General features: G+C 64.3%; 12 protein-coding genes. 8 read left to right on the top strand and 4 right to left on the bottom strand.

The genetic code is table 11. The annotated features are described in order from the left end of the window. Nucleotides 1–91: 91 nt before the first annotated feature. Together EWM63_RS07410 and EWM63_RS07405 are read right to left on the bottom strand one after the other, a co-directional pair. Nucleotides 92–2,956, bottom strand: a complete 2,865-nt coding sequence (locus tag EWM63_RS07410; protein ID WP_229487794.1) for a TonB-dependent receptor — start codon at nucleotides 2,954–2,956, stop codon at nucleotides 92–94. 724 nt (nucleotides 2,957–3,680) lie between these two features. After that, complete coding sequence (locus EWM63_RS07405) at nucleotides 3,681–3,872, bottom strand: hypothetical protein (protein ID WP_130185946.1); 192 nt, start codon at nucleotides 3,870–3,872, stop codon at nucleotides 3,681–3,683. 24 nt (nucleotides 3,873–3,896) lie between these two features. On the opposite strand from EWM63_RS07405, the gene aroG reads away from it, so the two are divergent. Beyond that, complete coding sequence (gene aroG / locus EWM63_RS07400) at nucleotides 3,897–4,955, top strand: 3-deoxy-7-phosphoheptulonate synthase AroG (protein ID WP_130185945.1); 1,059 nt, start codon at nucleotides 3,897–3,899, stop codon at nucleotides 4,953–4,955. Between the two features lie 165 nt (nucleotides 4,956–5,120). Here the strand turns inward: aroG and EWM63_RS07395 are convergent, their stop codons facing one another. Beyond that, on the bottom strand, nucleotides 5,121–7,895 hold the full coding sequence (locus EWM63_RS07395; RefSeq protein ID WP_165390777.1) for a TonB-dependent receptor domain-containing protein: 2,775 nt from the start codon (nucleotides 7,893–7,895) through the stop codon (nucleotides 5,121–5,123). 440 nt (nucleotides 7,896–8,335) lie between these two features. Continuing rightward, a complete protein-coding gene (locus EWM63_RS07390) occupies nucleotides 8,336–11,107 on the bottom strand; it encodes a TonB-dependent receptor (protein ID WP_229487793.1) in 2,772 nt (923 codons plus the stop codon). Between the two features lie 427 nt (nucleotides 11,108–11,534). Between EWM63_RS07390 and EWM63_RS07385 the strand changes: the two genes are divergently transcribed. The 7 genes from EWM63_RS07385 (at nucleotide 11,535) to rluB (ending at nucleotide 20,750) form a co-directional block, all read left to right on the top strand. After that, nucleotides 11,535–12,473, top strand: a complete 939-nt coding sequence (locus EWM63_RS07385) for an ABC transporter permease (RefSeq protein ID WP_130185943.1) — start codon at nucleotides 11,535–11,537, stop codon at nucleotides 12,471–12,473. Continuing rightward, a complete protein-coding gene (locus EWM63_RS07380; protein WP_130185942.1) occupies nucleotides 12,470–13,486 on the top strand; it encodes an ABC transporter permease in 1,017 nt (338 codons plus the stop codon). Before EWM63_RS07385 ends, EWM63_RS07380 begins: the two co-directional genes overlap by 4 nt. After that, entirely contained in the window at nucleotides 13,486–15,222 is a 1,737-nt protein-coding gene (locus tag EWM63_RS07375; protein WP_229487792.1) for an ABC transporter ATP-binding protein, read from the top strand. Before EWM63_RS07380 ends, EWM63_RS07375 begins: the two co-directional genes overlap by 1 nt. A gap of 12 nt (nucleotides 15,223–15,234) precedes the next feature. Continuing rightward, the gene (locus EWM63_RS07370; protein WP_130185941.1) at nucleotides 15,235–16,200 is read left to right on the top strand and encodes a VTT domain-containing protein; all 966 of its coding nucleotides are present in this window, start codon (nucleotides 15,235–15,237) and stop codon (nucleotides 16,198–16,200) included. 206 nt (nucleotides 16,201–16,406) lie between these two features. Then, a complete protein-coding gene (locus tag EWM63_RS07365) occupies nucleotides 16,407–17,423 on the top strand; it encodes a glucokinase (protein WP_130185940.1) in 1,017 nt (338 codons plus the stop codon). A gap of 392 nt (nucleotides 17,424–17,815) precedes the next feature. Further along, complete coding sequence (gene scpB / locus EWM63_RS07360; RefSeq protein ID WP_130185939.1) at nucleotides 17,816–18,550, top strand: SMC-Scp complex subunit ScpB; 735 nt, start codon at nucleotides 17,816–17,818, stop codon at nucleotides 18,548–18,550. After that, complete coding sequence (rluB, locus tag EWM63_RS07355; protein ID WP_130185938.1) at nucleotides 18,537–20,750, top strand: 23S rRNA pseudouridine(2605) synthase RluB; 2,214 nt, start codon at nucleotides 18,537–18,539, stop codon at nucleotides 20,748–20,750. Before scpB ends, rluB begins: the two co-directional genes overlap by 14 nt. The last annotated feature ends 2 nt before the right edge of the window (nucleotides 20,751–20,752 follow it).

Below are 20,752 nucleotides of genomic sequence, written 5' to 3'. Positions count from 1 at the left end.
CGCAATAACACTTTGACACGATATTGATCATCAACAAATTGCTGATGAAAAAAATGGGCCCGAAGGCCCATTTTTGTTGCGGCAATGTCGCTTAGAACGTGTAGCGCATCCCCACCTGGAAGTAACGGCCCAGTGCACCGCTGTAGTCCAGCGGGTTGTAGCCGGCGGCACCGTAGGTCAGCGGATCCAGCGGCGGTTCCTTGTCCAGCACGTTCTGGATCGTGGCGAACAGCTCGGCCTTGTTGGTGAAGCGGTACTTCGCGGTCAGGTCCAGCGTCGTGAACGAGCTGATCTTGCAACCGTTCGGCGAGTCGTCGCCGTTGGCGAAGTGGAAGGCGCAGCCATCCGGATCGTCCTTGAACAGCGTGTTGTCGAACTTGCCGCGGTGGTTGACGACACCGGACAGGCGCAGCGGGCCGCGATCCCAGGTCAGGCCCAGGTTGATGCGGTTATCCGGCGTGCCCATGCAGTTCGTCGCATCGCAGTTGCCGTGCGTGCCGGCGTAATCGACCGTGTTGCCTTCCAGGTCGGTACGCTCGAACTTGAACATGTGCGTCCACTTGATGTCGGCCGTCAGCGAACCGGCATCGCCCATCTGGAACGTGGTACGGGCATCCAGGTCGATACCGTTGACCTTGGTCGAGTTCGAGTTGATGTAGTTCGTCAGCACGGCCACGATGGCGCCTGGATCGCCGGCGAACTGCGAGCTGCCCGGATCGCGTACGAGGTTACCCGCGGCGATCGCAGCCGACGTGGTTTCCTGGTTGATTTCGTTCTTGCGCTCGATCTGCCATGCGTCCAGCGAGATGCTGGTGCGTGGCAGCGGATCCCACACGGCGCCCAGCGAGAAGCTCTTCGACTTTTCAGGCGACAGGTCCGGGTTCGGCGACGTGATCACGGCCACGGACGACGAGGCGCATGCAGCCGGGATTCCCAGTGCGCAACGGACCGGATCGTCCGACGTGGAGAAGGCTGCCAGGCCGCCACGGCCGTTTTCGGCCGCACTCGGTGCGCGGAAGCCGCGGGCGAACGTGCCGCGCAGTGCGAAGCTGCGCACCGGCGTCCACTTGAAACCCGCTTTCGGCGTGTAGGAATTGCCCACGTCGTTGAAGTGGTCGTAGCGCAGCGCGGCGGACAGTTCAACGGTCGGGAGAACCGGCGCGATGACTTCGGTGTACAGCGCGGCCGAGTTGCGCTGGCCTTCGTAGGCCGAGTAGCCCAGGCCGATGATGTTGCCGCGATCAGTGCCCGACGTCGGGTTCAGCTCGGTTTCATCATGGCGGAACTCGGCGCCCACGGCCACGCCGAGCGCGCCGCCCGGCAACTGGCCGAATTCACGCGACGCTTTCACATCGGCCACGGCAATGCTGGTGGTGGCGTCGTTCGAGATCGTCGGCGACAGGGCGTCGTACAGGGCTTGCGAGTTCAGGCCGGCGTTCTCGCCGATACGCCAGAAGCTGCCTGCTGGCAGGCCGTTATAGGCGGCGCTGCCGGCGCGGGCGGCGGCAACGTTCGCCGCGCTTGGATCCAGCAGGGCGAAAGCCACGTCGCGTTGCAGGTAGCCGTTCTGGTCACGATTCGTTTTGCTTTGCGAGAACAGCAGGGCGCTGTCGACATCCCAGCCTGCCACGGTGCCCTTCAGGCCGGCCACGGCGCGCACGAAGTTCGTTTCGATGGCGCTGGTGCGTGGGCCCACGTCCGAAGCGATATAACGCAGACGCGCGCGGCTGCCGAAGTACGGGTTATCCGGGTGCGCGGCGCCCAGCGACACGTCCGCATTGTTGACCGGGCCGCCAGGGTAGCCAACGCTGCCGCTGATGCCCGATGGCGTGGAGAACGATTCCGAATCGCTGTGGTAGCCGTTCAGTTCCACGTAGGCTTGCCAGTCGTTGTTCAGCTGGAAGGTCGCACGGCCAAACAGGTTCAGCGTTTCCTGACGCGGCTGGATCTGGTTGTACATCTGCGTGGCATCCGTCAGGCAGCCGCCGCCCGGATCGCCCTGCGGGTGGTTAGTGAAGTTCGAGCACGCCGCGCCCGGGAAGGTGCGGGTGAAGCCCACGCCGGCCGGGTTGCCGCGGCTGTAGTAATCGTTGGTGAGCGGGTTGCGCACGTTGCCGACGACCGAGCTGCCGGCGCTGTTGCGGGCAACGATCGCGCCCGTGCCGCCCAGTGCTTCCTGCGCCGAGAACCCGAAGTCGCGCAGGTCGGCGCGGCCCACGGCACCGCGGCCAGCACGGTCGCGGTTCCACACTTCGCGCTTCTTGCCGTATTCAGCCGAGAACAGGAAGTTGTAGCGATCCGTTTCCAGGTCGCCCACGCCGTGCGTGACGGCCAGGCGGGTGTCGCCGCCGTCGCTTTCGTTCGACAGGCCTTGCGACAGGCGCACGGTGGTGCCCACGTAATCCTTGCGCAGGATGACGTTGACCACGCCGGCGATGGCGTCGGAACCGTAGATGGCCGAGGCGCCATCCTTCAGGATCTCGACGCGTTCCACGGCTTCCGCGGGAATGATGTTCAGGTCGGCAAAGACTTTCTGGCCATCGTCGGCCAGGCCGTATGGTGCGATGCGGCGGCCGTTCAGCAACACCAGCGTGGACGCGGCGCCCAGGCCACGCAGCGAGATGCCCGATGCGCCGGAAGCAAAGCCGTTGCCGAACGTGGTCGGCACGGAACCCTGGTTGTCGACCGCCAGCGTCTGCAGCAGTTCGGCCACCGTGGTCTTGCCGGATTTTTCAATGTCGGCGCGGTTCACGGTCTGCACCGGCGATGCCGTTTCGGCTTGCGAACGGCGAATGTTCGAGCCCGTGATTTCCACGCGCTGGATCGGTTGCGCACCGGCAGCGGTCGGGGCGGTGGTTTGTGCCTGGGCCGTCAGCACCGTCATCAGCAGCGGTGCCGCGATGGGGAAGGCCCGGCGGAGAACGCCCGGAACCGGGCGTATTTTCATTGGTTTCATTCGTTATATCTCCGGAAAAGGTGTCCAATGGTTTTCGTGAGTGTGAAAGTTATATAGGAGTTAAGGATTTTGCGAAACTGTAATGTCTCATGTGCGCAACAGGACATATGCGGGACAAGCGATGGCAGCGCTATCTTCTTATACTCAGAGTTAATTTATAGTTCCTATTGGAATCGAATGCCAACGGTTTAGGATTCGATGCGGATTCTGCTATATGCGTGAAGATGACAGCAAGGCGGGTGAAGATGTAGTTATTTAGATGAAAATGAATTCGCGGATGGAGTGTGCCGACCACTCCTGTAGTCAGGGTTAAGGAGCTTTTGGAAAGAAAAAGAGATGCGACTCGAACGAGATTTCTAAAAGAAGAGGTGGAATTTGATACCTCTTCTTTTCTGCCTGCGTTTGGAGAGGAAACCTTAAATTGAGCTTAAATGGCGATTTTTCGATGGCCTTATTATCAGGGCCCGGAACACCGGCTCATATTGCATGATGGAAAGGCGCCTTGCCGGCAATCTGGATAATAATGCCGGTCAGCCCGGCATTATGTGCAGGCGAACGAGGCCATCGAAATGGTTCGCACGACCCGTCCTTGCCCGACATCGGTGTTCGTTCAGCTGGGCCTGTAAAAGGCCCGGAGGACCGGCATGGGCAATCAAATACGTTTGACAACATCGCAGGCCAAACAATGTCTTGCCAAACCTCAGATTTTGTTGTTATAGTGAACTCAACTCAAAGGATTGGTTCCATGCACCGCTTCGTTTTCTTTACCGGCTTTTTTTACTTTTGGCTCCCTGCCTCCAGGCGGTTGAGTAAAGGCCGGTGCACGTAAGCGAGAAGCAGACGAGTCCAGCAGATACAGACAAACCGCCAGCAATGGCGGTTTTTTTTTGTTTTCACCCCATACAAGCAAGTTCAAGCCGCAATTTTCCAGGAGAGCACCATGCAACGCACCGACGACCTGCGCATCCGCGAGATGAAGGAACTGACGCCCCCCTCGCACCTGATCCGCGAATTCCCCTGCACCGAAGCCGCATCCGCCACGGCGTCCGGCGCGCGGGTAGCCTTGCATCGCATCCTGCATGGCCAGGACGACCGCCTGATGGTGGTCATCGGCCCGTGCTCGATCCACGATCCGAAAGCGGCCATGGAATATGCGCGCCGGCTGATCGGGGTGCGCGAGCGCCTGAGCGCCGACCTGGAAATCGTGATGCGCGTGTACTTCGAGAAGCCACGCACCACGGTGGGCTGGAAGGGCATGATCAACGACCCGTACATGGACAACAGCTTCCGCATCAATGACGGCCTGCGCATGGCGCGCGAGCTGCTGCGCGACATCAACGAGCTGGGCCTGCCGGCCGGCACCGAGTTCCTCGACGTGATCAGCCCGCAATACATCGCCGACCTGATCGCCTGGGGCGCCATCGGTGCGCGCACCACCGAATCGCAGGTGCACCGCGAGCTGGCGTCGGGCCTGTCGTGCCCGGTCGGCTTCAAGAACGGCACCGACGGCAACATCAAGATCGCCGTCGAAGCGATCAAGGCCGCATCGCAGCCGCACCACTTCCTGTCGGTGACGAAGGGCGGCCACTCGGCCATCGTGTCGACCGCCGGCAATGAGGACTGCCACGTCATCCTGCGCGGCGGCAAGGCCCCGAACTACGACGCCGCCAGCGTCGAAGAAACCAGCAAGGCGATCGCCGGCCATGGCCTGGCCGCGCGCCTGATGATCGACGCCTCGCACGCGAACAGCTCGAAGAAGCCGGAAAACCAGGTGCCCGTCTGCGCCGACATCGCCGCGCAAGTGGCCGGCGGCGACACGCGCATCGTCGGCGTGATGGTCGAATCCCACCTCGTCGCCGGCCGCCAGGACCTGGTGCCGGGCAAGGAACTGACCTACGGCCAATCCGTCACCGACGGCTGCATCGACTGGGAAGCCAGCGTGCAAGTGCTCGAACAACTGGCCGCCGCCGTCCGCCAGCGCCGCCTGACGGGCGAATAAACAACAAAAAGTGTTGTAAAACCTCTGGGGACAGTCCCTCCCGGCGGGACTGTCCCCGTTGGTCCCCGTTGTGAATTGGGGGCAGTCGCGGAATCTGGCAATAAAAAAAGCGGCGCACGAGGCGCCGCTTTTGTTGGGCCACCGGGCCGCGAGGCCCGGGGTCCATTAGAACCGGTAGGAACCGGACAGGTACAGCTGCCGGCCCAGCGCGCTGGAGTAGGAAGGGTTGTAGCCCATCTGGTGCGAGCCGGCGTTGCGCAGCGAGAACGGCGGGTTGCGGTCGAACAGGTTCAGCACGCCTGCCGAGATTTCCACATTGGCCAGCGGGCGGTAAGCCACCTGGTAGTCGAACGTGGTGTAGCTCGGCACGTCCAGCGTGACGGCGTAGCACTCGCCCGGCGAGCCGGCGACGATCACGGCGCAGTCGTCCAGCGTCTGCGGCTTGTCGACGTAGCCGTTGCGGTACGAGGCGATCAGCGTGTGCGTCAGCTGCTTCGTCTCGAACGACGTCGATGCCTTGATCACGTGGCGGAAGCTGACCTTGTCGTCGATGCCGTAGCGGTTCAGGCTCGTGGTCCATACGTCGTCCGAGCCCGGCTCCGTGAAGCGCGAACGCAGCAGGTAAGTACCGGCCAGGCGGCTGGTCAGGCGGCCGCCCCAGATGTTCTGCTTGTGGGTCAGGTCGTAGTCGATACCGCGGTTCTCACGCTTGCCGATGTTGATCGGCGCGAGGATCACCGCCAGCTCGCGCGAGCCGGTCGAGTTCAGGTACTTGGTCGTGAACAGGTCTGCGAATTTCGCCGGGTCGGCGAAGATCTGCGCTTCCGTCACGTCCTGCACCTGGTCGCGGATTTCCACGTTCCACAGGTCCAGTGCCAGCGAGAGGTTGCCGGTCGGTTCCCACACCGTACCGATCGACCACTGCTTCGACTTCTCCGGCTTCAGATTGGCGTTACCCGCGCGGAATGCCTCGAACTGCGTGCGGCCCACGCCGTTGCAGTACGACGCCAGCGGATGCGCGCTGCCCGTCAGCGGGCACTGGTAGTTGCCGCCCGTGACGCCCCAGTCTTCCTGCACGCCGGCGATCTGCTGCATCGTCGCGACACGGAATCCGGTGCCCGCAGCCGCGCGGAACATCACGTTCTTCGTGGCCGAGTACTTGGCCGACAGCTTCCACGTGTTGGCGCTTTCGGTGTCGCCGTAGGTCTTGCCGCCGTTGTTGTCCTTGACGGCGCCGATCCGGTCGTAACGCGCCGAGGCGGTCACTTCCAGCTGCTTCGTCACGGGCATCATCAGCTCGGCGTACGCACCGGCGTTGGCACGGTGGTAGCCGCTGTCGATGGCGCCGCCTTCGTACAGGATCTCGGCGTTTTCGGCGACCTTCTGGCTGTCCATGTGGTAGTTCGTGTCGCGGTAATCGACACCCACGCCCAGCATCGCCGCGCCGCCCGGCAGCTTGAACGCTTCACGCGAACCGCGTGCATCCCAGCCCTTCATGATCACGGTCTGCGTCTGGTACAGGCCGGAGAAGCCGGTGCCCAGCAGCGTGTTCTTCATCGACTCGGGCATCTCGCCCAGGCCGTAGCTGAACGGATCGAGCAAGCCTGCACCGATGGCGGCCTCGAACTCCGATGCCAGCGGGAAGCCGCTGACGTAGTCGGTCTGCTGGCGGTTGCGCGACCACGTGAACGCGGAGTTCACGTCCCAGCCAAACGCATTGCCGTCCACGCCGGCCACGATATGGGTGGCCTTGGTGCCGTAGTCGTACGTGCGGTTGCCCATTTCCATCAGGCGGTAGTTCGCGTTCACGCTCGTCACGCCGGCCGCCTGCTCGGCGGTCAGGTACGGTGCGATGTACCGGTTGTACAGCGACGAACCCTTGGCGATCGAGAACTGGGCCGGGAACGGGGCGATCGACGAGCGCACATTGGCCTTGGTGAACGCGAAGTCGTAGAACCCGCGGAAGCCCGTATTGCCCAGCTTCAGTTCGCCGGAGCTGAACACGCCGTCGCGGCTCGTTTCCGGATTGATCTCGATGGTCGAGGCGGAGTCGAAGTAGCAGTTGCCGTCGCCATACACATTGGCGTTCAGCGGCGCGCAGGCGCCATTGTGCGACAGGGCATACGGGTTCAGGTTGACCGAACGTGCCGTGCCATCGGCCGCCGTGTAGCGCACCGCGGCGTTGGCCGGCAGCGCGCGGCTCGACGCCGTGGCGAACAGCAGTTCCTTGCCGGTGGCGGGGTCGGTGAAGTTGATCAGGCCGGACTTGGCGAAATCGCGCTGAGAAGCCTTCAGCGACTTCTGCACGTCGTGGCTGGCGGAGAAGAACACGCTGTAGCCGTCTTCATCGTAGTCGCCGAAGCCCTTCGAGATGGACACCGAGTTCGACGCGCCGCCCGAACGTTCCGGGTTGTTGTACTTGGCGTCGATCTGCCAGTCGGAAGCACCCTTCTTCAGGATGAAGTTGACGACGCCGGCAATGGCGTCGGCACCGTACAGCGCCGAGGCGCCGTCGGTCAGCACTTCCACGCGCTCAACGGCCGACAGCGGAATCGAGTTCAGGTCGATCGTGGTGCCGGAGTTGGATGGCGCGATGCGGCGGCCGTTCAGCAGCACCAGCGTGTACTGCTCGCCGATGTCGTGGATGGAAGCCGTCGTGATGCCGCCGCCACCGCCGCCGACCGATGTGGCCGCGGCAGTGAAGCCCTGCATCGTCGGGATCTGCTGGATGAAGTCGGTCACCGTGGTGACACCGGTTTTCTTGATGTCCTTCTGGTTGAAGGACTGCACCGGCAGCGACGCTTCGGCGGCGATGCGCTTGATGGACGAGCCGGTGATTTCAACGCGTTGCATGGGCTGCTCGCCGGCTTCCTGCGCGGTCGCGGCATGCATGCCCATCGCCAGGCTGCCCGCGAACATTACGCGCAGGGAGCGAGACAATACTTTCTCAATCATGAAACTTCTTTCAGGTTATTGCGAACGACAAACGGCCGCCGCCCGGGTAAGGCGGCGGCCGGAGCAGCCCATGCTGCAACTGGAAGTAACTGTTATACAGTGACCGCTAGCCCCTGCGATTCTCACAAATAATCACGGGGGTGCGTATCAAACCACCAAAACATGCTAGTTGTCAATTTTTGTTCGGCCGATGTAAGCAAAAGTAGCCCCGCACTGCCAACATTTGTCAAATCAACAAGTATGTGAAGACGCAACTGGTAGCTATCCGAATGGATAGTTCACAACTGTCATTTTTCGGTATTGCCACTGAAGCTGGTGCAGGAATCCGGTGGCATGGCAATCCGGCGGCCCATGGTTGAAAAGCCCCGCGCCATGAAAAAAGCGGCCCGCATGGGGCCGCTTTGCTTGCTGAACTTCCGGAGAAGTTAGAAGAACCTGTAGCTTGCGCCGACCTTGAAGTAACGGCCGATCGCGCCCGATGCATCCATCGGGTTGTAGCTGATGCCGCCGTAGGTCAGCGGATCAAGCGGGGCGATCTTGTCGAACACGTTGCTGACCGAGGCGAACAGCGTGAAGTTCTTGCTCACGTTGTAGCGGGTCGACAGGTCCAGCGTCGTGAACGAAGCGATTTCGCAATCCTTCGTGCCCGGCTGGCCGTTGGCCAGCGTCGACGCGCACTTGTCGCCGGCGAACAGCACGTTGTCCATCTTGTCGCGCCAGTTCAGGTTGGCGTTGAAGTTGAAGGCATTGATGTCCCAGGTGGCGGACAGGTTGACCTTGTTCTTCGGCGTGCCGGCGCAGTTCGACGTGTCGCAGTTGCCGTGCGTGCCGGCGAACTGGTAGGCCGTCGTTGCGGACTCCTGGCGCTTCCACGATGCCACGTGCGTGATCACCATGCCCAGCGTTGCGCGGCCGTAGTCGCCCAGGCGCAGGCGCTGTTTCACGTCCAGGTCCACGCCCGAGATCTCCGTGAAGCTGGAGTTGCGGTACGGTGCCTGCGTCAGGATCAGCGTGCCCGAGTTCGGGATCACCTGGCCGTTCTGCACCAGGTTGTTGTCGTTGCGGATCGCGGTCGGCAGGGCGGCCGCTTCGTTGTACGGCAGCGGGTTGATCTCGTTTTCACGCTTGATCTTCCAGCCGTCCAGTGCCACGGACGTGCCTTCGAACGGATCCCACACCATGCCCAGCGTCACGCCTTTCGACGTTTCCGGCTGCAGGTTCGGATCGCCGACCTTGACGGCGGCGACCGGAATCGCGCAGTCGGTGGCCGTGGCGCCGCCGGCGGCCGGGCCGTTCGGGCAGCGGATCGGGTCACGCACGGTGGACGTGCCGGTCGACTGCGACGACGAGCTGCCTTCGGCGGCGCCCGGTGCGCGGAAGCCTTCCGTGTACGTGCCGCGCAGGGCGAACGTGCGCAGCGGCGTCCACTTCAGGCCGACCTTCGGCGTGGTGGAGTTGAAGTTGTCGTACTTGTCGTAGCGGACGGCGGCGGACAGTTCGAGCGATTTCAGCAGCGGAGCCAGGATCTCGGCGTAGACGGCGGACACTTTCGAATCGCCGAACGCAGCCACGTAAGACGAGTTGATCGAGCCGTTCTCGGAGCCGGCCAGCGACGGGTTCGACACCTTCTCGCGGCGGTGCTCGGCGCCGATTGCCAGGCCGATGTTACCGCCCGGCAGGGCGATCGGCAGTTCACGCGTTGCCTTGAAGTCGATCACGGACAGGCTGGTCTTCGAGTGCGACAGCGCATCGACCACCATGGCCTGGTACAGCGAGGCCGGGTTGCGGTAGGCCTGGTCGCCGATGTAGTACGGGAAGTACTGCGAAGCCGGGTTGCTCAGCGCCTGGGTGACCACGTTCATGTTCAGCATGTTCGTGTATTCCAGGTCCAGCTTGGAATCGGAGTAGGTGAAGCCGGTGTCGTAGTCCCAGCCTGCCAGCGAACCCTTCACGCCCACGACGAAGCGGCGGAACTCGTTGTCGGCACGGCGCTCGGACGGGCCGATGTCGGTGGCGATGTAGCGCATCCGGGCATTGGCGCCGAACGGGTTCTGCGGGTGCTGCGCCGACATCAGGTTCTGGTTGCCGTAGTTGATGAAGCCTTGCGGCGTCTGCGCGTTCGGCGGGAAGGCCACGGTCGGGGTGACCGACGGCGGCGTCATCATGAAGGCGGTCGAGCGCTTCGAGTAGCCCAGTTCCACGTAAGCCTGGGTCGACTCGTTGATCTGCAGCGTGCCCTTCGTGTACAGGTTCAGCGACTCGATCTCCGGCTGCATGTCGCGCCATTGGTCGACGTAGTACAGGCAGCCGCCGTTCGCGCCGGTCTGGTTCGTGGTGGCCGAGATGCCCGCGCAGCCTGGCAGGTTCGTGTAGTTCGTGGTGACCGGATCGCGCACCATGCCGGTCGGCGACGGGCTGACGCTGTTGGTGCCGTTGATGTAGCCGCCGGCGAACTGCGTGCCGATCGGGAAGCCGTAGGCGCGCAGGTCGCCGTTGCCGATGTAGGCGCGGTCCTTGCGGTCGCTGTTCTTGATGCGGTCGGACTGCATGTACTCGGCGTTGACCACCCAGTTGTACTTGTCTTCGTCCAGGTCGCCCTTGCCGAACGTGACCGAGGCCTTGTTCTGCTTGCCGTCGTCATAGCGCGACCAGCCCGTGTCGGCCTTGAATTCCAGGCCTTGCACGTCCTTGCGCAGGATGATGTTGACCACGCCGGCGATCGCGTCGGCGCCGTAGGTGGACGATGCGCCATCCTTCAGGATCTCGATGCGCTCGACGATCTGCATCGGCACGGTGGACAGGTCGGTAAAGCTCTTCTGGCCGTCGTCGGCGCGCGCGAACGGCGCCATGCGGCGGCCGTTCAGCAGCACCAGCGTGGAGGTGGCGCCGAGGCCGCGCAGCGAGATCGCGGTGGAACCGGCGGCGAAGCCGTTGCCGAAACCGGTCGGCAGCGAACCGGCGCCGTCGACGGTCAGCGTCTGCAGGTATTCGGAGACGGTGGACTTGCCCGAGCGCAGCAGCTCTTCGCGGTTGATCACCTGGACCGGCGAGGCGGTTTCCGCGGTGGCGCGCTTGATGCTCGAACCGGTGATCTCGACGCGTTGAATGTTCGTGTCCTGGGCTGCGGCCGTGCCTGCCATGCCCAGCGTGGCCATCAGGCCGCCCGTGAATAACAGGCGAACCGAACGTGCCATCATTTTCTCTACCATGGGTACTACCTCCACTAATAATTTCTGATGAGCTACAAAGGCTGCGTTGTGTGCGTGTCCGTTGCTCGTGTTCAGGAAGCGCGGTGCTTCCTTGAGGCTGCATGTAATCACTCCGGCTTCATAACGGTCAAACAAAAAGTTGTCACAGTGAATTCACGCAAATGTATGCTGGTAGGCCAAAGATATCTGCGCGACAAGCAAATCTCGACAATTCTGCCGAGTTGCGCATCTTCTGGCCTGATCTTCGGCGATCTTGAACTTTGCTTGTGAAATAATTGGCAACTTCACGTATGTGGACGAATTGATACACTTGTCTGCCTAACTTTGCAGAAAGCAACTTTATTTTGCAAAAGCATCAAACTGCCGTAGCGCAAGGTTTTGCGCTATCGTGTGCTTTTCACGTGCCATTCCGCCCATGCTCCCATTCGTCCTGCGCCGCCTGTGGCAAATGCTGCCGACGATGCTCGGGGTCGTGCTGCTGGTGTTCGTGCTGTTCCACTGGGTGGGCGGCGATCCCGCCTATGTACTGGCCGGGAAGATGTCGAGCGCGGAAGCCATCGCCAGCATCCGCCGCCAGCTCGGCGTCGACGAACCCTGGTATGTGCAACTGCTGATCTTCGCAAAACAGGTTGCCACGTTCGACTTCGGCCAGAGCTGGGCCACCGGCGAAGATGTCGGCCACGTCATCGCATCGCGCCTGGGGCCGTCGCTGACGGTGCTGGTGCCGCTGACGATCCTGGAAACCCTGATCGGGGTCGCGCTGGCACTGGCGATCGCGTTCGTGCGCGGTTCCCTGACCGACCGCGCCGTGATGGTGGCGTGCACGGCGGCCATGTCGGTGTCGATCCTCGTCTATATCATCGTGTTCCAGTATGGCCTGGCCTACCGGCTTGGGCTGTTTCCCGTGCAGGGCTGGGGCGATGGCGTGGCGGAGAACCTGCTGCGCTACGCGCCGCTGCCGATCCTGATCGGCCTGGCCGTTTCCGTGGCCCCCACGCTGCGGCTTTACCGCAGCTTCGTGCTCGACGAAGCGAACCAGGATTACGTGCGCACCGCGCGCGCCAAGGGCTTGCCGGAACGGCGCGTGATGTGGGTGCACGTGCTGCGCAATGCCGCGATCCCGATCATCACGCACGTGATGGCCAGCCTGCCGGCCCTGCTGGTGGGCGCCTTCCTGCTCGAGCGCTTCTTCGGCATTCCCGGCATCGGCCGTGAAGTGATCCTGGCCGTGGAGCGCAGCGACTTCCCCGTCATCAAGGCGATCACCGTGTATGTGGCCGCCGCCACGATGGTCTTCAACCTGCTGACGGACGTGCTGTACCGGCTCGTCGATCCGCGGGTGCAGCGGGCATGACGGATTTCCACGCCACCCCGGCCGGCCTGTGGACGCTCGCGTGGCGCCGGCTGCGCGCCGACCGGCTGGCGATGGCTGCGCTGGCCGTCGTTGCCGGCTGGCTGGTGCTCGTGGCGCTGTCCGCCGCGGGGTGGATCGCCGCCGACTGGGAGCGCGAGGTGGGCGTGAACTACGCGCCGCCATCGTTCCTCGGCGCAGCTGGCATGACCGGCCCTGCGGCGCTCGCGCCCGCAGCCGCGCCCGTGGCGCGCGACAACCCGTTCGACCCGCTGGCGGCCGATATCGCGGCATTGCGCGCCGTGTTGCCGGCAGGCGGTGCCGCGGCCGAGCGCCTGCCCACGCTGCCGTTCGGCGCCGACAAGTGGGGCCACGACATCGTGAAGAAAACCATCAAGGGCGCCGAAACGTCGATCGTCGTCGGCCTGGTGGCGGCCTTCGTCGCGGTGGGCCTGGGCACGCTCTTCGGCGCGATGGCCGGCTTTTCGGGCGGCATCGCCGACGACCTGTTCGAATGGCTGTACAGCGTCTTCACGTCGATTCCGTCGATCCTGATGATCCTGGCGGTGGCCGCCGTGCTGCAGGTGAAGGGCGTGGCCACCATCGTGCTGATCCTGGGGTTCACCGGCTGGACCGGCCCGTACCGGCTGGTGCGCGCCGAATATCTCCGGCACAAGGGGCGCGAATACGTGCTGGCGGCCGACGCGATCGGCGCTTCCGCATGGCGCAGGATGTTCGTGCACATCTTCCCGAACGTGAGCCACGTGGCGCTGGTGCAGGTATCGATTCTCGTCGTGGGTTTCATCAAGGCCGAGGTGATCCTGTCCTTCCTCGGCTTCGGCGTGCCGGCCGGCGTGGTGTCGTGGGGCTCCATGCTGAACGAGGCGCAGAATGAACTGTTGCTGGGCAAGTGGTGGCAACTGGCCGCCGCTGCCACGGCCATGGCGGTGCTGGTCACGGCATTTTCCCTGTTTGCCGATGCGCTGCGAGACGCGCTCGATCCGAAGGCGAAGTAATGGATGAACCCTTGATGGATGAATCCCGGATGAACGAACAGCCGCCGCCGGATGAACCGTTGCTGCAGGTGCGCAACCTGCGGATCGCCTTCCGGGTGGACAGGCGCACCACAGTCGAAGCGGTGAAGGGCATCTCGTTCGACGTGCCGCGCCATGCCACCGTGGCGCTGGTGGGCGAATCGGGCAGCGGCAAGTCGGTCAGTTCGCTGGCGGTGATGGGTCTGCTGCCGGCCGACACCACGTTGATCGATCCGGGCAGCGCCATCCGCTTCGATGGGCGCGACGTGCTGCGCCTGCCCGCCGACGAGCGCCGTGCCCTGTGCGGCCGTGACATCGCGATGATCTTCCAGGAGCCGATGTCGTCGCTCAATCCGGTATTCACCGTGGGCTTCCAGGTCGGCGAGGTGCTGCGCCGGCACCTGGGCATGGGCCGGCGCCAGGCGCGCGAGCGCACCCTGGCCCTGCTCGAGGAAGTGGGCATTCCCGATCCGCCCAGGAAGATCGATGCGTATCCGGGACAGTTGTCCGGCGGCCAGCAGCAGCGCGTGATGATCGCCATGGCGATCGCCTGCGAGCCGAAGCTGCTGATCGCCGACGAGCCGACCACCGCGCTGGATGTGACGGTGCAGAAGCAGATCGTGGAATTGCTGCGCCGCCTGCAATGCGAGCGGGGCATGGCGGTGCTGTTCATCACGCACGACCTGGGCCTGGTGGGCGACATCGCCGACCATGTGATCGTGATGCGGCATGGCGAGGTCCGCGAAACGGGCACGGCGGCCCAGGTGTTCGGCGCGCCGCGCGACCTGTATACGCGGGCGCTGCTGCATTGCCGGCCGTCGCTGCACGCCAGGCCCGTGCGGCTGCCCGTGATCGCCGATTACCTGGAGGAGGGCGGCCCGCTCCTTGCCGAGGCCCTGCCGCAGCGCACCCGCGGCTATGCGCCGGACGACGAGATCATCCTGGACGTGAGAAACCTGCGCAAAAGCTTCTTCACCCGCGAAGGCCTGTTCGGCACGCGCGAATTCCAGGCCGTGAAGGATGTGTCGTTCCAGCTGCCGCGCGGGAAGACGCTGAGCGTCGTCGGCGAATCGGGTTCCGGCAAGACCACGGTGGGCCTGACCCTGCTGCGGCTGCACAAGGCCACCGGCGGCAGCGCGCTGTTCGAAGGGCGCGACCTGCTGGCGTTGCCGGACCGGGAGTTCCGCCCGTACAAGCGGCGGATCCAGATCGTCTTCCAGAATCCGTATGCGTCGCTGAACCCGCGCTTCACGGTCGGGCAGATCCTGCTTGAACCGATGCGGTTGCACCACATCGGCGCCGATGACACGCAAAGGGTGGCGATGGCGTTGGCGCTGCTGGCGCGCGTGGGCTTGCCGGCGCAGGCGCTGCACCGGTATCCGCACGAATTCTCCGGTGGGCAGCGCCAGCGCATCGCGATTGCCCGCTGCCTGACGATGCGGCCGGAAATCCTCGTCTGCGACGAATCCGTGTCGGCGCTGGACGTGTCGGTGCAGGCCCAGGTACTGAACCTGCTGCAGGATCTGCAGGATGAATTCGGCCTGTCTTACATCTTCATTTCGCACGATCTCGCTGTCGTCAAATACATATCGGATCGCGTGATGGTGATGCAGGGTGGCGCGGTCGTCGAAACGGCCGATGCCGACGAGCTGTACCGCAACCCGCAACATGCGTATACACGCAGCTTGTTGTCGGCGTTTCCCCGTGGCGTGGAGTAAGATGGCGGCACTATGGCGAACTTGATCTATCTGTTGCAGGAATACGGCGTGCTGATCGTCTTCATCGTCGTCCTGGTCGAGCAGATGGGCGCGCCGATTCCCGCCTACCCCGTGCTGATCATCTCCGGCGCGCTGGCGATGAATGGCGGCACGCCGCTGGCCGGCGTGCTGGCCGTGGCCCTGGCCGGCTGCGTGATGGCTGACCTGTTCTGGTTCAGTGCCGGACGCCGCTACGGCAAGCGCATCCTGAAGGTGCTGTGCAAGATCTCCCTTTCGCCCGATTACTGCGTCTCCCAAACAGAAGACAACTTCAAGAAATGGGGCGTGAAGTCGATGATCGTGGCCAAGTTCATCCCGGGCTTCAATACGATCGCACCGCCGATGGCCGGCGCGCTGGGCACGCGGCTGCCGCTGTTTCTCTCGTTCAGCCTGCTCGGCGGCCTGCTGTGGAGCCTGACGGGCATCCTGATCGGCGTGTATTTCAACGAAAACATCGACGAAGTGCTGGATATCCTGTCCACCATGGGCGGCACCGCGCTGGCCGTGCTGGGCACGCTGCTGGCGCTGTTCATGCTGTTCAAGTACATCGAACGGCGCCGCTTCCAGCGCGCGATGCAGACCGAACGCATCAACGTCGACCAGCTGCGCGCCTTGCTGGACGCCGGCCACGAGCCGGTGATGATCGATGCCCGCAGCGCCACCGCCCGCCAGCTCGACCCGCCGGTGCCCGGCGCGCTGCCGGTGGACGGCAACCTGTCCGGCCTGCTCGGCGCATTGCCGCGCGACCGCCACATCATCGTCTACTGCAGCTGCCCGAACGACGTTACCGCCGCCAGCGTGGCCAAGCAGCTGCACGAGCAGGGCTACACGCTGGCCAAGCCGCTGCATGGCGGGCTGGAAGCCTATAACTCGGCGTTCCGTGCCGGCGAAACGGTAATTGTTGGGGAGCAGTTCCCCGCCGTGGATGGGCCACGCTGATATTGCCTGAAACCGGGGTCAGACCCCAGGTCCAGGAAATATTTCCTGAAATTGGGGTCTGACCCCGGTGTTAGTAGTCATACTACCGTGCTGTTTTGGTGTTCATCCCACAGGTATAGCAGAGTTTGTACCCAAACTACACCCAACTCTTGCGCGTTCGCCAAGAAATCCGCTAGCATTGGGCTTCACCTTTTTCTCTCGTGCCCATGAACGCCATGTCGACCCCCGCGCAGCAGACCCTCGTATCCGTATTCCCAGGCGGGCCCCGGCTGCTGGCCGACGTGGGTGGCACGAATGCCCGCTTTGCGCTGGAGTCGGCGCCGGGGCAGGTCAGCCACATCCACGTGCTGCCGGGCGCCGAGTATCCGACGCTCGCGGCGGCATTACAGGCTTACCTGGCGCTGCCGGACGTGGCCGCCGCCGCGCCCGCCGTGCGCCATGGCGCGATCGCCATTGCCAATCCCGTCACCGGCGATTACGTGCGCATGACCAACCACCACTGGGAATTCTCGATCGAAGCCATGCGCCAGGAGTGCGGGTTCGAGGTGCTGGCCGTCGTCAACGACTTCACGGCGCTGGCCCGGTCCTTGCCGTTCCTGGGCGAACACAAGCGCCAGGTCGGCGGCGCCGCCGGCGTGCCGGACACGCCGCTGGGCCTGATCGGCGCCGGTACGGGGCTGGGCGTGTCGGGCCTGATCCCGTCGCCGTCCGGCTGGACGGCGCTGCTGTCCGAAGGTGGCCACGTCAGCTTCTCGCCCGTCAACGAGACCGAAGTGGCGATCCTGCAGTTCGCCTGGCGCGAATTCGAGCATGTGTCGGCCGAACGGCTGATGTCCGGTGCCGGCATCGAGCTGATCTACCGCGCGCTGGCCGACCAGCGCCAGTTGCCGGCCGAAGCGCTGACCCCGGCCGAGATCGCGCGCCGCGCGCTGGCCGGCGATTGCGCGCTGTGCGACGCGGCCATCGAAACGTTCTGCGGCATGCTGGGCACCATCGCCGCCAACCTGGCCGTCACGCTTGGTGCGCAGGGTGGCATCTATATCGGTGGCGGCATCGTACCGAAGCTGGGCGAGCGTTTCGACCGGTCCGCATTCCGCGCCCGGTTCGAAGCCAAGGGCCGCTTCCGCCAATACCTGTCGGCGATCCCCGCGTTCGTCATCACCGCTGACTACCCGGCCTTCCTCGGCGTGTCCGCGATCCTGGCCGAACGGCTGGCCGACTGAAGCCATTTTCCGGTCGGCTCGTGCGCGGACAGCGCATGACCGGGAGCAATCGTGCCGCGCGAAACGCTTGCTGTTCCGGCTGAAGGCCGCAAATTGCACTGCGCGCGATTTTATGGAGTACAATGCCCGACATTGGATGAAATAGCGCCACCCGACCCAGCAACTCTTCCGGGAAGGCCGACAAGTTTTTCAGGCAGGTACTGTACCAACGCGCACCGATGCGCACCAACCCTCACTGAAAACACTGCTCTCCATCGTTGACCCTTGTTTGATCTGACGCCCCGGGCTAGCCTCACACCCCGGCATTTCCGGCCCTTATTCAAGTCTTGATTTGTTGAAGTTATTCATTACTTGCGTTTCGTTCGGCCGGAACGGCGACCACATGTTGGTATATGGATACAGCTGAGGCGAAGAAAATCCTCGAAACCGCACTGCTATGCGCGCGCGAGCCGTTGTCGATGAACAGCTTGAAGCGCTTGTTCGCCGATCCCGATGATGCGGGCCGGTCATTGGCCGAAAGCGCCGGTGCGGATGACGTCGGTACAGCTGATATCCGCGGCATGCTGGAGCAATTGCGGCAGGAGTGGCAGGGCAGGGGCGTCGAACTGGCCAGCCTGTCGTCCGGCTGGCGCTTCCAGAGCCGGCCCGAAATGAAGCATTACCTGGATCGCCTGAACCCGGAAAAGCCGCAAAAGTATTCCCGGGCCACGCTCGAGACGCTGGCAATCATCGCTTATCGCCAGCCTGTCACACGTGGCGATATCGAGGAGATTCGCGGCGTGACGGTGAATTCGCAGACGATCCGGATGCTGGAAGAGCGCGGCTGGGTCGATACTGTCGGCCACCGCGACGTGCCGGGTCGTCCGGCCCTTCTTGGCACCACCAGGCAATTCCTGGACGACCTGGGATTACAGTCGCTGTCCCAGCTGCCGCCTCTGCAGCAAATCAGCGAACCGCAGAATGCCAATTCGATCGAAATGCTCGAAGCCGCGCTGCAGGAGAATTTCGAGAAGGCGGCCCATGCCGCCAATGTCACTGACAATGTAGCGCCCGGGGAAGCATCCGCGCCCGCGGTGCAGGCGCCTGACGCTGAGCCCACGCAAGAAAATACGCATGAACAATACTGATAACGCAAACGAGACCGGCACGCCGGCTGAACCGGCCGTGAAGCCGAAGCGCCGTACCAAGGCGCAGATCGCCGCCGAAGCGGCAGCTGCTGTAACCCCGGTGGCCGCCGCGGCCCCGGCCGAAACGGCGGAAGCGCCGGCAAAGCCCAAGCGCACCCGCAAGAAGGTCGAACCCGCGCAGGAAGCTGCGCCGGAAGCGGCAGCGCCTGTCGACAGCGCGCCGGCCGCGGCCGAAGTTGCTCCGGTGAAGAAGCCCCGTACCCGCAAGCCGAAAGTGGAAGTGGAGGCGCAAGCCGCGCCGGCACCGGTCGCTCAAGCCGAACCGGTTGCCCAGGCTGCACCGGTAGCGCAACCGGCCGCCGAGGCTGCCAACGCCGCCAATGCTGAACCTGCGCCGAAAAAGCCTCGTGCGCCGCGCGGTCCGCGCCAGATGCGCGAACAGCGCGCCGTGCGTGAAGCGCTGAAGGCGGAGCAGGGCGAGCAGGCTGGCCAGGTCGAGCAGGCCGGCGAGCACAAGCCGGTCGTTGCCGAGGCGCAGCCGGCCGCACAGGCCGCCCCCGCCGGATCGGAAGCCGTGCAGGCCGACGCCGCTCCCGAGGCCCGCGCCGACGCGCCGCGCCGCGAGGATGGCCGCAACAAGGGCCGGAACCGCAACGATGCCAATCGCGACAACGCCCGCAATGACGGTGCCCGTGCCGATGGTGCCCGCAACGACGCCCCGCGCGCCGATGGCGCCCGCGGCAATGATCGCAACGCGCAGAACGCGCGCGGCAAGGGCCGGGGCGCCCAGGGCCAGCGCGGCAATGGTGTCGCCAAGCTGAACGAAGCCGATGCCGTGTTCTCGTTCGTCACCTCGGAAGCGTTCGACAAGGAAGACGGCGCCCGCGGCAAGGGCCAGCCGAAGGCCGTGCGCCGCGACCTGACGGCCGACGACGATGCGCCGAAGCTGCACAAGGTGCTGGCCGAGGCCGGCCTGGGTTCGCGCCGCGACATGGAAGACCTGATCGTGGCAGGCCGCGTGTCGGTGAACGGCGAGCCGGCCCACATCGGCCAGCGCATCCTGCCGACCGACGCGGTGCGCATCAATGGCAAGCTGATCCAGCGGAAAGTCAGCAAGAAACCACCGCGCGTGCTGGTGTACCACAAGCCTGCCGGCGAGATCGTGTCGCACGACGATCCGGATGGCCGCCCGTCCGTGTTCGACCGCCTGCCGCAGATGAAGGTCGGCAAGTGGCTGGCCGTGGGCCGCCTCGACTTCAATACCGAAGGCCTGCTGCTGTTCACCACGTCCGGTGACCTGGCGAACCGCCTGATGCACCCGCGTTACAACATCGACCGCGAATACGCCGTGCGCACGCTGGGCGAGCTGGAAGAAGGCATGCGCCAGAAACTGCTGGCCGGCGTGGAGCTGGAAGACGGGCTGGCGCAGTTCTCCAAGATCGCCGATGGCGGTGGCGAAGGCGTCAACAAATGGTACCGCGTGGTGATCGGCGAAGGCCGCAACCGCGAAGTGCGCCGCATGTTCGAAGCCGTGGGCCTGACCGTGTCGCGCCTGATCCGCACCCGCTATGGCGCGCTGACGCTGCCATCGAACCTCAAGCGCGGTCGTTGGGAAGAGATGGAAGAAAACACCGTGCGCGACCTGATGGCGTTCGTGGGTGTCGAAAAGAAGGCGGCCGGCGGCGAGAAGAAGCCTGGCCAGCCCGGCGAGCGCACTGGCAACGAGCGTCATGCGGGCGAGCGTAATGGCAACGAACGTCAGGGCAACGAACGCCAGGGCAACGAGCGCAATGGCAACGAGCGCAATGGCAACGAGCGCGGAGAAAAGCGTGGTGGCGGCCGTGGCCGTGACCGTGAGCGCGAGAGCGAGCCGAACTTCAACCGGATGGACGTTTCCAACAAGAACGCCGATCCATTCCCGCAGGCGCCCCGTGGCGGTCGCCCTGGCGGCCAGGGCGCCGGCAGCTACTTCGGTGCCGGCAATCCCGGCCGTCCCGGTCGCGGCCCTGCAGGCAGCGCCCGCCCGGCATTCGGCGAGCAGACCAGTGGCCGTCCGCAGCAGGGCAAGGCCCGCGGCCCGCGCCAGCCGGATCCGTTGCAGACGACGTTCGGCTTCGGCGGCCAGTCGCAGCGCCGTGGCGGCGGCCAGCCGCGCGGCGGCGCCACCGACCATGGCATGCCGCGTCGGCGTAAAGGATAATA

This window comes from Pseudoduganella lutea, from assembly GCF_004209755.1.
In the GTDB taxonomy this organism is placed as follows: domain Bacteria; phylum Pseudomonadota; class Gammaproteobacteria; order Burkholderiales; family Burkholderiaceae_D; genus Rugamonas; species Rugamonas lutea.
Note: the sequence above shows the minus strand (reverse complement) of the source record. Positions and strands in the feature narration are given on the sequence as shown.

What these genes read in the sequence shown, in the direction of transcription:
- rluB (WP_130185938.1), top strand. Translation starts at nt 18,537, where the DNA reads ATGAACAATACTGATAACGCAAACGAGACCGGCACGCCGGCTGAACCG.
- scpB (WP_130185939.1), top strand. Translation starts at nt 17,816, where the DNA reads ATGGATACAGCTGAGGCGAAGAAAATCCTCGAAACCGCACTGCTATGC.
- EWM63_RS07390 (WP_229487793.1), bottom strand. Translation starts at nt 11,107, where the DNA reads ATGATGGCACGTTCGGTTCGCCTGTTATTCACGGGCGGCCTGATGGCC.
- EWM63_RS07410 (WP_229487794.1), bottom strand. Translation starts at nt 2,956, where the DNA reads ATGAAACCAATGAAAATACGCCCGGTTCCGGGCGTTCTCCGCCGGGCC.
- EWM63_RS07375 (WP_229487792.1), top strand. Translation starts at nt 13,486, where the DNA reads ATGGATGAACCCTTGATGGATGAATCCCGGATGAACGAACAGCCGCCG.
- EWM63_RS07385 (WP_130185943.1), top strand. Translation starts at nt 11,535, where the DNA reads ATGCTCCCATTCGTCCTGCGCCGCCTGTGGCAAATGCTGCCGACGATG.
- EWM63_RS07370 (WP_130185941.1), top strand. Translation starts at nt 15,235, where the DNA reads ATGGCGAACTTGATCTATCTGTTGCAGGAATACGGCGTGCTGATCGTC.
- EWM63_RS07365 (WP_130185940.1), top strand. Translation starts at nt 16,407, where the DNA reads ATGAACGCCATGTCGACCCCCGCGCAGCAGACCCTCGTATCCGTATTC.
- aroG (WP_130185945.1), top strand. Translation starts at nt 3,897, where the DNA reads ATGCAACGCACCGACGACCTGCGCATCCGCGAGATGAAGGAACTGACG.
- EWM63_RS07380 (WP_130185942.1), top strand. Translation starts at nt 12,470, where the DNA reads ATGACGGATTTCCACGCCACCCCGGCCGGCCTGTGGACGCTCGCGTGG.